Origin of the sequence: Pedobacter paludis, assembly GCF_003173575.1 — a bacterium.
GTDB lineage: Bacteria > Bacteroidota > Bacteroidia > Sphingobacteriales > Sphingobacteriaceae > Pedobacter > Pedobacter paludis.
Map to the genome: position 1 here is coordinate 325,323 of NZ_QGNY01000001.1, position 15,510 is coordinate 340,832.

At 42.4% G+C, this 15,510-nt stretch carries 19 protein-coding genes; 14 read left to right on the plus strand and 5 right to left on the minus strand.

The genetic code is table 11. The features are described from left to right. Positions 1-34: 34 nt before the first annotated feature. The 5 genes from DF947_RS01310 to DF947_RS01335 all read right to left on the minus strand — a co-directional run bounded on the left by DF947_RS01310 (position 35) and on the right by DF947_RS01335 (position 2,564). The gene (locus DF947_RS01310) at positions 35-406 is read right to left on the minus strand and encodes a hypothetical protein (protein ID WP_109927878.1); all 372 of its coding nucleotides are present in this window, start codon (positions 404-406) and stop codon (positions 35-37) included. After that, positions 403-846: a DUF6908 domain-containing protein gene (locus DF947_RS01315; protein ID WP_109927879.1), complete on the minus strand. Its 444-nt coding sequence runs from the start codon at positions 844-846 to the stop codon at positions 403-405. The genes DF947_RS01310 and DF947_RS01315 overlap by 4 nt, the downstream gene beginning before the upstream one ends. 40 nt (positions 847-886) lie before the next feature. Then, positions 887-1,372, minus strand: a complete 486-nt coding sequence (locus DF947_RS01320; protein WP_109927880.1) for a molecular chaperone DnaJ — start codon at positions 1,370-1,372, stop codon at positions 887-889. A gap of 14 nt (positions 1,373-1,386) precedes the next feature. Beyond that, positions 1,387-1,863 (minus strand): hypothetical protein, encoded by a 477-nt coding sequence (locus DF947_RS01325; RefSeq protein ID WP_146202858.1) that lies wholly within the window; start codon positions 1,861-1,863, stop codon positions 1,387-1,389. A gap of 245 nt (positions 1,864-2,108) precedes the next feature. Further along, positions 2,109-2,564 (minus strand): UPF0758 domain-containing protein, encoded by a 456-nt coding sequence (locus DF947_RS01335; RefSeq protein ID WP_146202859.1) that lies wholly within the window; start codon positions 2,562-2,564, stop codon positions 2,109-2,111. Between the two features lie 419 nt (positions 2,565-2,983). On the opposite strand from DF947_RS01335, the gene DF947_RS01340 reads away from it, so the two are divergent. The 14 genes from DF947_RS01340 (at position 2,984) to DF947_RS01405 (ending at position 15,485) form a co-directional block, all read left to right on the plus strand. Continuing rightward, the gene (locus DF947_RS01340; RefSeq protein WP_146202860.1) at positions 2,984-3,268 is read left to right on the plus strand and encodes a hypothetical protein; all 285 of its coding nucleotides are present in this window, start codon (positions 2,984-2,986) and stop codon (positions 3,266-3,268) included. Between the two features lie 321 nt (positions 3,269-3,589). Continuing rightward, a complete protein-coding gene (locus tag DF947_RS01345; RefSeq protein ID WP_109927885.1) occupies positions 3,590-4,027 on the plus strand; it encodes a helix-turn-helix domain-containing protein in 438 nt (145 codons plus the stop codon). 62 nt (positions 4,028-4,089) lie between these two features. Next, entirely contained in the window at positions 4,090-4,281 is a 192-nt protein-coding gene (locus tag DF947_RS01350) for a helix-turn-helix transcriptional regulator (protein WP_109927886.1), read from the plus strand. A 289-nt stretch (positions 4,282-4,570) separates the two neighbouring features. Beyond that, the gene (locus DF947_RS01355; protein WP_109927887.1) at positions 4,571-5,215 is read left to right on the plus strand and encodes a Crp/Fnr family transcriptional regulator; all 645 of its coding nucleotides are present in this window, start codon (positions 4,571-4,573) and stop codon (positions 5,213-5,215) included. Between the two features lie 163 nt (positions 5,216-5,378). Next, on the plus strand, positions 5,379-6,941 hold the full coding sequence (gene istA, locus DF947_RS01360) for an IS21 family transposase (protein WP_109927888.1): 1,563 nt from the start codon (positions 5,379-5,381) through the stop codon (positions 6,939-6,941). Between the two features lie 18 nt (positions 6,942-6,959). Further along, the gene (gene istB / locus DF947_RS01365; RefSeq protein WP_109927889.1) at positions 6,960-7,715 is read left to right on the plus strand and encodes an IS21-like element helper ATPase IstB; all 756 of its coding nucleotides are present in this window, start codon (positions 6,960-6,962) and stop codon (positions 7,713-7,715) included. A gap of 747 nt (positions 7,716-8,462) precedes the next feature. Beyond that, positions 8,463-9,380 (plus strand): hypothetical protein, encoded by a 918-nt coding sequence (locus DF947_RS01370; protein ID WP_146202861.1) that lies wholly within the window; start codon positions 8,463-8,465, stop codon positions 9,378-9,380. Positions 9,381-9,384: 4 nt separating this feature from the next. After that, positions 9,385-9,897: an SLATT domain-containing protein gene (locus DF947_RS01375; RefSeq protein ID WP_109927891.1), complete on the plus strand. Its 513-nt coding sequence runs from the start codon at positions 9,385-9,387 to the stop codon at positions 9,895-9,897. Beyond that, positions 9,894-10,454, plus strand: coding sequence for a GGDEF domain-containing protein (locus tag DF947_RS01380; protein ID WP_109927892.1), 561 nt, complete (start codon positions 9,894-9,896; stop codon positions 10,452-10,454). The genes DF947_RS01375 and DF947_RS01380 overlap by 4 nt, the downstream gene beginning before the upstream one ends. Positions 10,455-10,732: 278 nt before the next feature. Beyond that, entirely contained in the window at positions 10,733-11,065 is a 333-nt protein-coding gene (locus DF947_RS01385) for a hypothetical protein (protein WP_109927893.1), read from the plus strand. 3 nt (positions 11,066-11,068) lie between these two features. Further along, a complete protein-coding gene (locus tag DF947_RS01390) occupies positions 11,069-12,238 on the plus strand; it encodes a PfkB family carbohydrate kinase (protein WP_109927894.1) in 1,170 nt (389 codons plus the stop codon). A gap of 1 nt (position 12,239) precedes the next feature. Further along, the gene (locus DF947_RS01395; protein ID WP_109927895.1) at positions 12,240-13,451 is read left to right on the plus strand and encodes an adenylosuccinate synthetase; all 1,212 of its coding nucleotides are present in this window, start codon (positions 12,240-12,242) and stop codon (positions 13,449-13,451) included. Between the two features lie 2 nt (positions 13,452-13,453). Next, entirely contained in the window at positions 13,454-14,794 is a 1,341-nt protein-coding gene (gene dgt, locus DF947_RS01400) for a dGTP triphosphohydrolase (protein ID WP_109927896.1), read from the plus strand. After that, positions 14,775-15,485, plus strand: coding sequence for a hypothetical protein (locus DF947_RS01405; protein ID WP_109927897.1), 711 nt, complete (start codon positions 14,775-14,777; stop codon positions 15,483-15,485). The genes dgt and DF947_RS01405 overlap by 20 nt, the downstream gene beginning before the upstream one ends. Positions 15,486-15,510: the final 25 nt, after the last annotated feature.

Sequence of the window (15,510 nt, forward strand, 5' to 3'; positions counted from 1 at the left end):
AATTAAAAAGGGGATAGGCAATCCCCTTTAGTTTTTAATGGAATAACACCTGCACCAGTAACTTGAATCTTTCACTGGTATTTTCCCGGTCAGCATATTTGACAATACAGTCTGAAACAAAAAGTGAGGTGTAAGTAAAATACAATTGTTCGCTAAACACCTTGCTGTTCTTAATCATGTCGAGCTTATATCTGCTGATCAATTTTGCTGTTTCATCAGCCAAGGCTAGCCAATAGTTAAAGGAAATCAAACCATTCTTCCAATCTCTTCTATAGCTTTCTGCGTGCTGGCTAAAATGTGCGCAATATTCCTCGATATAAGTAATTAAACCCTCTATTTCTTCAGGAAGCAATTCATGCAAAAGCCTGGCCTTTGCCGAACCCGTCAATTCATTTAATGCTTTCATGACTCGATACCAATAAATCCCTGCTGCAAAATATTGCCCATCCAGATCTGCGCAAAACTGATATGCTGACGATGCATTATCGGTAAATAGATACTGGTCCGACCACTCATAAAAGAGATACTTTCTTCGTAAATACCCAGGCTTGCGTTTTGATAGCTGCATGGCACGATGATCAGTTTTTCAAATTCGCTTAACGATTTCCGGTTATCCACCACCAGAAAACACATTTCCGGATCCTGCATCAGATCACCCTGCTGCTCATAGTAATGACATAAACTATAAAACAGCCCATCCCCCCACATGGTAGGGAAGTGTCCGCCCATATTTTCAATTGTCAACGGCATTAGTGATTCCCTTATGAATTTATGGTGAGACCTGCCGTTCATACCGGCCATTAATGCGCTAAATATTTTTGTGCTGTTTAAATCTAAATTTTTCATAATAAAAGCGCGCTTTGAACGGTTGCGCCTCCGCTTAAAATTAACCCCTGATAAACTGTCCTCTCTTTACGTTACGCGCTGATACCACCTCAATGCCATATTTCGCCCGGATTTCATCCAGGCTTTTACGGCCGCCTTTACGAACCTTGAATTCACCCGTACGGAAATACCAGGCCAGCTTCTTGGAAGCGAAATAATATCCGGCACCTTTCAACTCACATCGATACACCTTGGTATTACCCGTCACCCAGATCCAGTTGCCCACCACTTCTATGATGAGCCCTTTTAGATGGATGATGCTTTCAATCGCCTCGCGGTAGTCTTGCGAATAACGGATCTCATTCTCGGTCTCCTCATCCGACAATCCACCACTTTTGATCACCCTGGCCGAGGCAAAGGCATATTCGGTGTTAATTTCCTGCATATCGGACGTACATCCACCAAAATCAGGATGGTGAGCCTTCGCCAATTTTTTATACAGCGCTTTGACCTCGTCAAGCGTTTTCCAGTCTTTAAACCATTTCATAATCCATCTCTTTTTTAAAGGTTTTCAGCAATCAGCTTTTCCAACTCCGCTAGTTTTTTTCCACACAGCAGCATAATGTTCTTTGCCACCGCATCCACCAAAAAAGGATTCTTGGTAGCGAAGCGTTCGCCCCGGTCATCCATGATGGCGATTTCGCAGCGCTGGAACTGGTTTACCGTTAATTCTTCCAAGAGGTCCTGTTGACGCACTTCAAAAGCAGCCAGTTGGTCTATGGTGACAATCAACCTGTCCCGTTGGTGGGATAGACGACTTAAGTACCTGATCTTTCTCAATGTCTCCTCTAAACTGGGCTTGCCTTCATCAATCGGCAACTCGAACCGGATTTCCTTGTTACCCTCATCTGAACTTCCCTGGCCCGTCTGACCAGTTTCAACTCCTGAAGTTTTTTCCTGCGCATTTTCTTTTCCTTTTGTTTCCATAATCATTTTTGCTTTATCCCACCGGAACCATTTCAGGCGGTAGCCGCACATCGGCTTTTTGTTAAGCACACCCACCTGATTCGGGAATGGATGAAGGACAAGACTTTGCCGAAAAAAATACCTCGGCACGGCAAGGCCGGCCAGGGAAGATTTTTTTCGAGCAAACCCCTTGGGGCCCGGTCTTTTCCACCGGACAGCCGAATCAGAAATTTCGGCTCAAAAAGTCCAAAAAACATTTATTCGCGATAGCGATCGCAAAAGCAAGGGCAATGAAAAAGAGAAGCAGGTTCACTTGCTTATAGCGCCACTTTTAGTTGAGCATTCACCACGCCGAACAGACGCCTGCCCAGTTCTACAGCTGCCAGGATCGAACTGGCCTTGGCAAGCCCCATCCCCTTAAATCGGCACAGTGATGGAAAACTGCTACTCGAAAGACCCGAAAGTGAGCCTTCAGAGCCATCCAAAATCCGCTGCGCCAATGATATCGCCGTCTCGCCGGGCGAGCCTGAGCCCAGCAGGATTGCCAGCAGTTCCTTATTGTTCAATGCAGCCGCGCCATGTGCATATAATTTCTCGCGCGGGCGCAATTCTTCAGGCATGGCCTTGATGCCCCTGGACACGCGGCATTCCTGGGCGATGTCCATCACGGTCTGATAACCGCGCCCCTGATAAGCCGCCGAATGAAAGAGATCGGAAAAAGCCTGGATGAATTCCTCCAGATGGTCTTCAAACACAATCAGTGAAGTGCGCACGTATGCGCCGTCCTCCTGTAATTCACTACGCGAGAGCCTGTATGTATTTGCTCTTGTTTTCCGCCTGTTTAAAATCGAGAAAATAATGTCTTTTAGGACTCGCCGTAAAAGACTCGCTTGCTAAGATTTGATTTCTTTTCATGACCTGTACGTATTGATGTAGAGGCAAATCTCAGGAGCGTCGGAACTGTAAGTGGGTATAAAAGCAACTTACCCGATAGGGCAAGGGCTTATCCGATTTCGAAAACAAATACCCGATAAAATCGTTTGTTCTTTAGTTAGTTAACCGTTTAGCTATGATGGAAAACCAAACCCAAACAACTAATCATTGCGCTTATTGCGAGAAGCCGTTACATGGCAGGAGTGACATGAAATTTTGCAACGACCATTGTCGAAACACCTTTAACCGATACAAACGTATGGCGGAAAAGATAGCCGAACATGAAAATACCCCAGAGATTTTTCGCATTATCAAAAGGAACTATGAAATCCTCAAAAAAGCCTATCCCAATCCCATGAAGGATAATGAAAACGGCATGATTGATTCCCCATTGTTGAAACAAAAGGGATTCAACCCGAAATTCTTCACTAGTGTTTTGATTGATGCCGGTGGTCAGCCGTGGCACTGTGTATTTGAAATGGGCTTCATCACGGGCGATAAGTCGACATTGGTAAAGGACTTTCCCCAACAGGCTCAACCTTAATCAGAGCCAGGACAGAGTATTGACAAGCATGAAAAACGCGAGTGATACATGCTTAGAATAAGATGTGTCTGGTTATTAACCGATCAAGATATTCAAAATATCAAATAAATAACTCAACTAAAAAAAATGCGCCATTGGCGCATTCGTGTTATGGTATGGATGTGAATAGCACAATCATAAAGGAAGAGTAGTAGTGAGTTCATCAAGATAAGAATATAATTTGGTTGATGGGCGTAATTTTAGACTAATCGTCCAAAGCTCTCACCGTCCATGGCAATTCGATAAAATGCCAGGATATTCATCGGCTAAAACAAGCAAGCCATGAAACGTCTGGGCGAGATCAAACATGCCGGAGAAACCTATATCATCTATGCTGCCAAGGCAGATCTATCCACAGAAGCCTACCGTAGCAACCCTTGTCTTTGGCGCCACTTCTGTCAGCTGGTCGAAAACCACTACCTGTCCACTAGGCGCATTACCTTCTACGCAAATAAATTACACCTGACCATATCCAAACTCGAAAGGCTCTGCAAACAACAATCAGGACTCAGTCCGTCAAACTTTCTGCTCAGGCGAACGCTTATGGAAGCCGAGCACCTTTTGCAAGACACCGGCATGCCACTCAAGGAAATCAGCTACCACCTCGGTTTCGCCCAGCAGTCCCACTTTACTCAGTATTTTCGCCATTACAAAGGCATCAGTCCCGGCGAGTTTCGAAAGCACATGGCAACTGTCATACATCAGGATCACCATCAATAAAACAGCAGAGAAATACTTGGCACAGCATTATCTAAAATTGAAAACCTAGCCTTCAGCAATAAATGGAAAAACTCCTCATCAAGTGCCTCTTGCAGGGCATGAGCCAGAAAGAAATAGCAGAGAAATTCCAGGAGCTCGAGATTTCGCCCTGCAGTCTAAGCGCTGTCGAAAAAGCCATCAAATGCATCAAAGCAAAATACGGCGCAAAGACCATGTTCCACCTAGGCGTTAAGATTGCCAGGCGCAAAAAATAAATCCCAATCAGCCAGTTATACACCATTGGTTGAATAAAAAATTAAACTTTCAGCAACGCTATCATCAATAGCTATTGAAAAACGACCAAAACCTCAAACCAACGCGGCCGCTATATTCAGTCCATAATCAAAAAAAGACAGATTATCAAATCATGGGCTCGCCCAAACCTCAAAGCTTAGCTATGCCAAGCCCCAGGCTTTTGCCGGCGAAAGAATTTTGTCAATATTTGTCTTTCTGACACTTAACACCAATACGATCGACCTTGTATAGACCAGGTCATTATTTGCCATGGACGAACTTTTAAATGCAAAGACAATTGCCCCGGTTTCGGCAGAATCCTTTGAAACCTTCATCGCAGCGATGGAACACTTTAGCCCTTTGAGCGGCCCACTAAAGACAAAACTTCGAGCGGTACTCCACGAAACCACTTATCAAAAAGGAAGATACATCCTTAATGCAGGAGCCAAACAGAAGCTGCTTTGGTTTAACCTAGATGGCTTACTCCGTGAAATTAGTGTGGACCGCCATACCTTCGACGCCCGGACCAGCTGGTACTGGTTTGATGCGAGCTTCGTTTATGCTTCACCTGGTTTTTTCGACCAACAGCCCGCGCAAATCTCGATCGAAGTCATCAAAGACGCAAAGGTTCTTCTTTTGACCTTTGAGCAATGGAAAAGCCTCAAGTCAAACTTGCCTGAGGCCGAAGCCCTGATCGAAAAAATACGCACCCAGCAGGAAACCCGTCGCAAAGATCACCTACGCGAAATACATGAGCTCAGTACTGCTGCACGTTACCGTATACACCAAAGACAAATCAACCAGCTTCTTCCCGCGGTTAAACTTCGGTACATTGCCGAATATCTGGGCATGTCCACCGATACGCTCGGCAAACTCCGTCGGAAATTCATCCGCTATAGACAACCGGTTGATTAGCGTTTTCTTTTCAGTCCGCGGACTGGTTTTTTTAAGACCATATACTGATTTTTTTGCCTTTTGGTTCAAGAAATTTGCAGGCATCACATTAAACATAAAGTAAGTGCAATCACCAAAAATACTGAAAACCGATTGCCCAACGATTAACCCTAACCATTTATGAATGGCCAACATTACCATCAGTATGAACAAGATCAGGCAAATATTAAGAATGTATGACCAGGGTGTAGGAAGACAAAAGATTGCCGACTATGTCGGAACCTCCCGCACCACCGTCAATAAATACATCAGTGCATTTGACAACTGCGGTTTTCCCATTAAAGACGTGGATGGCCTGGAAGACAATGAACTTAACGAATTGTTCAGCGATATCTACATGACCCCCAGGAGAAACAAGCCCCGCATGGATGAACTCCTGCGGTGCTTCCCGCTAATGGAAAAAGCCTTGAAACGTACCGGGGTGACCCGCCAGCACCTTTGGCGGGAATACAAAAGGGAATTTCCCAGCGGTTACCACTATACCCAGTTCTGTGCTTATTTTAAACATTGGCAGCAGCGGCTCAATCCCACCATGCACCGCATTCACAAGGTAGGAGACAAGCTCTTCGTGGACTTTGCCGGAAAGAAACTCAGTTATGTGGATAAAGAGACCGGTGAGATCGTTGAAGTCGAAGTATTCGTCGCCATACTCGGCGCTAGCCAGCTCACCTACATTGAAGCCGTCGCCAGCCAGCAGAAGGAGGACTTTATCAAGGCTTGTGAAAACGCGCTCTATTATATCGGCGGCGTACCTTCGGCCATCGTGCCGGATAACCTCAAGGCCGCGGTCATCAAAAGCCATCGCTTTGAACCCACACTCAACCAGACCTTTGAATCCTTTGCCAACCATTATAACACCTGCGTGCTGCCGGCAAGGGCCTATAAACCCCGCGATAAAGCATTGGTTGAAGGTGCGGTGAAAATCATGTACACCCGCATTTACCTACCTGTTCGGCAAAAGACCTATTATTCCCTTGCTGAGCTCAATGCCGCGATCTGGGAGAACCTCGAGCGGCATAACAACCAGCAGTTGCAGGGGCGCAGTTACAGCCGTCGCACCCAGTTCGAGGAAATTGAGCGAAAGGCACTTTTGGATCTGCCCATCACCCGATTTGAAATGCAGGAGCAGTGTTGGTCAAGGGTAAAGAGCGACAGCCATGTCTTCTTAGGACCTGACAAACATTACTACAGCGTTCCTATCCGTTACCTTAATACCAAAGTGAAGATCCTATACTCCGCATCAACGGTGGAGATTTTCAACAAAACCGAGCGCATCGCCCTGCACCCCAGGGACCGGGCCAAACACGCCTATACCACCAATTCAAGTCATCTCAGTCATCGGCACCGTTATTCGGTTGAGCGCACGACCACGAGTTATCTACAGCGCGCGGCTGAGATGCATAATGACATCCGCATGGTCATAGAGGCCATCGTCACTCAAAATGATCGGCATGAAGACCAGATCATCCGGTCCTGCGAGGGCGTGTTCAGCCTGGCCAAAAAATATGGTGAGGACCGATTGGCCGGCGCCTGCCGGCGCGCCATGGACTTTGGCGTACACACCAAATTCAAATCCATCCAGTCTATTCTGGAAAAGAACCTGGACAGCCACCGAGAAAACCTATTTGCCCATGAGCGCTCTATGCCTCAGCACGATAACATACGCGGGGAGAAATACTATAAATAAATAGCAACAAATTAAACCATGAATAACTCTGATACCCTAGATAAACTGAGATCGCTAAAACTGTTTGGCATGTTCCATGCCTTTAAAACTAATCTGGAAACGGGAAAATTCAGCGACCTCACTGCTGACCAGCTGCTGGCAGAACTGGTCGAGGCCGAGCATGAAGACCGCATGAACCGAAAGATCAGCCGGCTGACCGAAGCGGCTAAGTTCCGCTATAAAGCCTCCATCGAGCAAATCAACTTCCACAAGGACCGCAACATCGAGCGAACCCAGATCATGCGCCTGGCAGAATGTGGCTTCGTGGACAAACACGAGAATGTACTCATTACCGGCCCAACCGGCATCGGAAAGAGTTATATTGCCTCCGCCCTTGGTCACCAGGCCTGTGCCCTGGAATACCGCGTGCTTTATTACAGCGCGCCAAAGCTCTTCACCAAGCTTAAGCAGGCCAAGGCCGACAACAGCTTCGTCAAGGAAATGATGAAGATCGAACGCTGCGAAATGCTTATCCTGGATGATTTCGGTCTACATCCACTCGACGCGCAATCTCGAGCCATGCTTATGGAAATCGTCGAGGATCGCCACGAAAAGAATTCACTAGTCATCACCTCACAGCTTCCGGTAAGCGCCTGGTTCGATATGATCGGGGACAAGACCATTGCCGATGCCGTACTGGACCGCATCGTGCACAATGCCCATCGAATAGAAGCCGTTGGTGAATCCATGCGTAAAACACGTCAAAAAAGAGAGGAGGAGAACATTTATGCTTAGTTCAAAAAACACCGAATTCACGATAAAAAAGCCCAAAAAATGTCCATTTTTTGAGTATGGACATTTCGGCGAAAGTGACAACTTATTCCGTGTTTATGCTGACAGCTGATTTCGCTTCAAGCTGACAGACTTTTTCGGAACAAACTGGTCAATTTTAGCCGAAGGCTGAAATTTCTCCTTCCGTCGCTCGAGCAGATCACTACCTGAAAAACTCAAATAAGCGCTTCCAGGATGATTTTGCATTCTCGGGACATAGCAGATTCAAAAAGCCCTATTCAAGCCAACCAAGGCCTTTTCTTTGCGAAATTTGAAAGTAGATTTTAATTTGATCAAGAAGCAAAACTGGATTTCAAAGAGAATCTAAGTCGAAACCAAACCAAGCGAGCATGGAGTTAAAGGAGAAAAGATGGACTGCGGACCCCACCAGTTGTCGAGAGGGAAAGAGACACTAGTGAAAAAATCCGGTCAAGAAATCTTTGACCAGTTTGGACCGAAATGGATGGTACAGTTTCGTCGGAATATGCAACCCACACCAACCACCCGCCAGAGTAATACTTATGAGAAATAGGTTGTAAAATAAGGATTAGATATTTTAAACCTGAACTTTGAATCAAATGTGATAACATTTATATTAGCTACAAAAACTAAAATAAAAGTTATTCATCATTAGAAATGAATTTTTTAGCAACATTCTAATTGAACTAGATATTTCCTCTCATTTTTTTATATTTTAAGTTGAACGCTCTAATGGAAAATGAAATAATTGGATTGAAGGATTTTAAAATATTCTTACAAGGTGTAATCAACTCCTCTCCATCAACAAGTCAATATCGGACGCTCAATATAGAGCATATCATAACCTGTCTTTATGAAAATCTGACTTATAGAAGTATAGGGGAACTATTGAATGTAACTAAATTAGATACGAATAATTTACAAAAAGTAGTCATATTAAAGGGGATTTTCTGCTATCGGATTTTCTCGATTTTTAATCAATCAAAAACTTTACATATTAAGCCACATTACAGAATTATGCTTTGGGATTTGCTGTATGAATCGTTTGCATTAGATGAGGATTCGAATATGTTTCATGGTGCTCAGGGCTTTTATACGATCCCAATTTTTCATAAAAAGAATACTAAAGGATTTACGGCATTAAGACTTCATATTTGGAAGGAAGGTTCAGAGGAAAATCATGATGATCGTTTCAAAATCCATTCTCATCTTTGTTATGCCAAAAGCCTAGTATTGTATGGCAAGATTTTGAATACTGAATATAAAACAGAGGTTACTGTGAATCGTAATGCTGAATCATCCTTGTTTTTCGTTAAATGGCAGACACCTGCTTCAAAAAATATAAATCAACAAACTTCAATTTTGCAAAATACAGGAATAAATATTTTATATTATCAATCGAGGCAAGATGAGATATCTGAAGGTAGCATATACGAAATTAAGGAAGGCGACTATCATAGCAGTGTAAGTGTCATGGATTCGAATGTGAAAATTAATGCTACCATTTTTATGTTTAATTCAGAAAAGGGTTGGACTGAAAATGGATATGTAATTGGACCTTCGGAAATCTCGCAAACTCAGACCGTTAGAAATCCTGTTGAAAGTGCTAAGATGATCATCGATGAATTAAATTGCGCAATGAAAAACTAATAATATGATTAACGAATCTCAACGACGACTAGTAGTGGAGTGGACGAAAAAGGTCCATATTTTGGAATATGCCCATCGATTTGAATCTAAACGGCAAGAGAGAAAAAATATTTATTATGGCGTTCCTCCAATAATTATTGGAGCTTTAATTACTATTCAAGTGGTAAACAATTTTTCCATTCCGTTTGCAAGTATTGGAGGTTGCATTATAGCCATTTTAACAGGACTTCAAACCTTCTTAAAACCTACAGAGTTAGCGGAAAAACATAGAAGGATATCAGAAACGTATGAGAAGTTACGAAATCGATTCGAATATTTGTTGATATACGAAATTAATGAAGCGTCTTTTAATGAAAAACTTAACAGAATAAAAAGTGACTGGGATAATTTAGAAACCTTAAATGTTCCTGTTAAGATATATCTAGAGGCAAAATCACAAGTAAAAAAGAATGAAACCTATCCTGAGCCTCCTTCATTTATAATTAATTCAAAGACGATTTTAGACAATCCACAATGATATTTGAATATTTAGTGGTTTTTTTTGCCATAAGTTTAGCAATCATAGCTTCTATTTTAGCTTTTTGGCTATGGAAATCTTTGATGAAATATAAGTACTATGATTCTTTAACAGGATTAAAAAACGGGTTAAAATTCAAATTAAACATAAAAAAGTATATTCGAGTTGCTCAGCGACTTAATCAACCACTTTCAATTTTAATAATCGATATAAATGATTTCGGGTGTATAAATAGTGATATTGGTTACAATTTGGCTGATGAAATTTTACGCGATATTTCGAGTACAATGCAATCATTGATGGGAAGAAATGAAGAACTATATAGGCAATACATTCATGGAGATGAATTCCTGATAATATGTAGAAGTATGCCAATTACCGGGGCAGTTCAGTTGGCAAAATCTATGAGTGCGGCAATTGCAACTAAAAATTACCTTTTTTACGATAAGAAATTAAAGGTGTCTTATGGGGCATCGGAATTGCAAGATGGAGAAACGTTAGAGGATCTAGTTGGTAGATTATTTGATGAATTAAAAAAATCAAAGGTAAAAAGATGAAGTTTTACCGGTGAGCATAGCAACCACTTCAAAAATTGATATTCGGGTCACCTTATGCCTCTTCATCCTTTGGTCTGTTAATTTTGGAGGCCATCGGCACAATGTGTGCATTATTTTTGCCCATAGGAGCCGGGAATACAATTTTTAACCAACGGACATTCGAATAGTCTTGGGGTAAACTAATATCAATGCACCGCTACTAATTATTTAACTTATTAGATTTGACTTAATTAATTTATGTTATCTTAGTGACAAGATAAATTAACCAACTCAAAATCATGAAGGGAAAGCCAGATCCATTTGATAACTACACCTTGCCAATACACAACTCATTCACCGAAAGCAAATCGGATGATGAATGCAGTAACACAAACTTTTCTTCCAAACTCGTAAAGCTCACTGCAGCTTTCGATCGTGTCAAATTACAGGAGTCGCTGAATATTGAACTACAAGGAACCTCGGTTCTGATAGCCAAGAATTCCAGAAATGAACCTTGTGGCAATCTGGTTTCCGTTTACAACGGCAAAATTATTTCCTGCATTGGCAAGGGTAAAAAATTTAAGGCTATCGTAGTCGATTTGGATGGAATGGTAACGGTTAGATGCGTATAGTTTATGCTGAATATTGTTGGTGGTTGCTACATCGAAAATTGTAGGGAGCCATATTTTCACGAGCTTTATGGTTCGGGTCTTCGAGCAGTTTTTGCATTAAGTGAACTGGTAAAGGGCATGCATTTCTTAACCTGTTGCGGAGCGGATTACCAGCCATCCCTGCAGTCAATATGTGAAACCCTAAACTTGACTTCCCAGGTGCATCAGATTAATGAAACAATTGCATTTAATTATGATCACCCGCTTTCAAGGCCTTTTGCATATCCTGATCTTGAGATGAGCATGCAGGTGTATCTGGTCAAAGAGAAAGGAAATTTTTTATACTATGGCATGAACGAAGCAACGTTCCAAGTCCATGGAGACTACATTGTTTATGATCCACAGAACTGGAAAAATTTTGCTGGCACGGGTTCCACGGCAAATCATCTGGCAATCATCTTAAATAAGAAAGAAGCATCCTACTTTTCCGAAGAAGCCCATACGGATGACTTACTCGAAATGGGGAAGTTGCTGCTTAATAAGGAAAATGCGGAAGTTATCGTCATTAAAAATGGTTCAAACGGGGCGCTCGTGGTCGAACATGGAAAGGCCACCAATATTCCAGTCTATGAAACTTCATCCGTTTGGCCGATTGGCTCCGGAGATATCTTTTCTGCCGTCTTTGCCTGGAGATGGGCGGTTGAAAAGGATTCACCAGCCGCCGCCGCAGACTGGGCCTCGCGATATACCGCCTTTTATTGCCAAACTAAAAGCAGCATTTTATCTAAACAAATTCCTGATCTAAATCCACTTGAGCATCATGGAACAAAAAAGATTTATCTCGCTGGCCCTTTCTTTTCGATAGGCGAACGCTGGGTGGTCAATGAGGTTCGACGACTCCTATTGGATTTCGGAAATGACGTGTTTTCACCCCTACATGATGTAGGCTTGGGGATAGATAAATCCATGGTAGAGCAGGATATCGAAGGAATAAAACAGGCCGATGTTTTATTTGCCATTGTACATGGGCTAGATGCGGGGACATTTTTTGAAATTGGCTATGCAAAATCACTTGGAAAAAAAGTGGTCGTGTTTGCGGAAAGCGTTTCAATGGAAGATATGGCGATGTTAAGTGGAACGGATTGCGAGATCACAACCGATTTATCGACTGCAATCTATAAAGCTTCCTGGTGAGATGATGAAGCGAACCAGGGCAAGTATCGTTCTCGGACTGGGTTTTGGAGACGAGGGAAAGGGATTGTGTACGGATTTTTTATGCCAAGATGCAGAAAATACCTTGGTGATTCGTTTTAATGGCGGACAGCAGGCGGGACACAATGTGGTACTTAGCAATGGAAAGCGCCACGTTTTCTCCAACTTTGGATCCGGAACCATGCGTGGCGTTCCAACCTACTGGTCTTCTTTTTGCAGTTTTAGTCCTGCGTATTTCTGGGAGGAGTATCAAAGCCTAGATTGCTCGGTTAAATTCTTCCTGGACCGAAATTCCCCAGTGACCACACACTATGAAGTACTCTATAACCGGGCAATCGAAACCAGCAGGGGTGAGAAGCGACATGGATCCTGTGGCGCTGGATTTGGCGCAACCATCGATAGACAAACCCATACCGACCTTCAATTCTTCACTTTTGAGCTCTTTGATCAGCATCTGCTAACCTCAAAATTGGCTTTGATCCGAGCTTTTTACAAATCGAAGATCAATCTGGAAACCCAGTTTGATTTCGATGACTTTGATCATGAGCGCGAAGATGAGCGCTTTCACGAATATGTTTTAAATATCAAGACCTTGATTGATCAAGGAACCGTGATGCTTACCACCGAAGAGCATGTCCATCGCACCCATAAATGGGACCATCTGATTTTTGAGGGGGCGCAGGGAATAATGCTCGATCAACAATTCGGATTTAAACCACACATTACCAAAAGCAATACCACCTCACAAAATGCAATGGAGATCATCCGAAGAAATTTTGATGACAACTTGGTCGAGATAGAAATTTTTTACGTGACCAGAGCTTACCATACCCGTCACGGTGCCGGGCCCTTTATCCAGTCAAATTCAACCTTATCGCTGATCAATAATCAAGAGGAGACCAACTTCTTTAACGACTATCAAAGAGAATTTAAAATCAGTCACCTCGATATTGACCTGGTTAACTATGCGCTGAGTTGTGACTTACTCTTTTCCAAAGACATCGCCAAAAATCTTCTCGTCACCTGCCTCGACCAGTTCAGAAGTGAGTCTATCGGGATAATCGAAAGCGGTGAATTAAGGTTTGAGAATTATCAAAAACTAAAGAATTTACTGCATACTCCCTTAAAAAAATGCTACTATAGCTTTGGCAATACTGCCCAAACCATCCTAATGGATATCAACATTAACGCTTAAATATGAATTGGAACTCTTTTTTAAATCCAGAGCGCCTTCGGGCCTCTACTCGTCCGGTCGATTTCAGGAATGAATTTGAAAGTGATTATGGCAGGGTATTGTTTAGCCCTGCACTCAGGAGAATGCACGACAAAACGCAAGTCTTTCCCTTGACTGCCGACGACAACATCCATTCCAGGCTAACCCATTCGATGGAAGTAATGGCCATAGGCTACTCTCTGGGAATGAATATCCTGAAAGATGACAGTTTTATATCCTCAACCGGCTTTGAAAAGCCCGTTCTGGAAAGGATCATACCTATTATCCTTCAAAGTTCCTGCCTCGTACACGATATCGGAAACCCGCCTTTCGGTCACTTTGGTGAAACGGTCATTAAAAGCTATTTTAAAAAATTCTTCAAACAAAGCGGAACGTTTGGACTGAGCAAAGCGGAGCAGGAAGACTTTGAATATTTTGATGGCAACGCACAGGGTTTGCGTATTCTGACCAAACTTCAGGTGTTGCATGACCCGTACGGACTAAACCTCACGTACGCCACCTTGGCATCCTACATAAAATACCCCAATGATGGCGAACCCAATAAAAGCAAATTAAAAAATCATAAACGGGGCGTGTTTCAATCCGAGAAGAACTACTTTGAAAAAATTGCTGCAGCGTGCAAATTAGTTAAGGGAGGTGAATTTTTGAGACACCCACTTGCTTTTCTGATGGAAGCAGCAGACTCCATTTGCTATTTGATAATGGATATTGAAGATGGGTTCAATAAAGGCTGGTACAAATTCCGCGACATAAAAGACTACTTTCAACAGGTCGACTGCATCAGGGAATTTGTACTTGAGCTTGATGACAAATATCCTGGCGCCGAATTCGAAATCACCAAGATGGTCAACTTTAGGATAAAGATCATCTCCATACTGGTGAACATAGCAACGGATAATTTTCTCCGACACCAGCAGGAAATCTATCAGGGAAGCTATAATGATGAACTGATCTTCGAAAAGGGAAACGATTTGGCGGCAAAATTGAAACAATTCTTCATTGATAACATTGTGTCAAACAGAGAAATTATTTCCCTCGAAATTACGGGAAATTCCGTCCTGAGCGGTTTGCTTGACCATTATATCACTTACCTATTCCACGATGAAGAGAAATACCGCGTCAAGGCACAGGGCATGATTTCCCATAGTATTATACGAGCCTGTTTGCTAGAAAACGAAGTAGCTAGTTTCGATGAGCTCACAAATTATTTTAAGTTTAGGGTAATTGTTGACTATATTAGTGGGATGACGGACCAATTCGCGCTCGATCATTATCAAAAAATCAGTGGACAAAAAATTATCTAAAATAGCTGCAATCGTTGAGGCCTGTTCGGCGGATTTTTTTACATACCTGGATGAAGTATTGAGTAATGAAATCAAGGTAGCACTAGAAATCATCCAGGAACAGACCAAGGTATATCTATTCAGTGGATTGATTCGGAATTATTTTTTGGCCAGCCTGGAATATAGAGATGTAGATGTGGTCTTGGCTGATGAAATCGATGTCTACAAGAGCTTTCCAACCAAAACAGTTACACAGAATAGTTTTGGTGGGTACAAAATCCAATTTGATTCCGGGCCACTTGACCTGTGGTTCATGAAAGATACCTGGGCTTTTCGGCAAAGAAAGCAGAAAGAACTGGACTTTCAATTGGAGAAAACAATTCCCGCTACGGTTTTTTTTAATTTTTCTGCGGTGTTATTTTGCATCAATGAAAAAGCTTTCTACTTCACTTCACCTTTTTTGGAATTTTTAGCGTCAAGAGAACTTGACTACGTCGATAAAAATAATGCGAATTACGGATTGTGCGTTGTAAATAGCTTTTACTATGCTCAGAAATACAAACTATCGATATCCAAAAGACTCTTGAATTATCTCAAGGCCCTTGATTCAGCAGTCGAATACGATTATGAGGCAATTCAACAGAAACACTTCAAAAAAATAATTTTTTCAAATAATCTGCTCAAGCAGAAACTTCAAAAAAATATAAAATAATCTGCAGTTTACCGCGGTTAAAGAA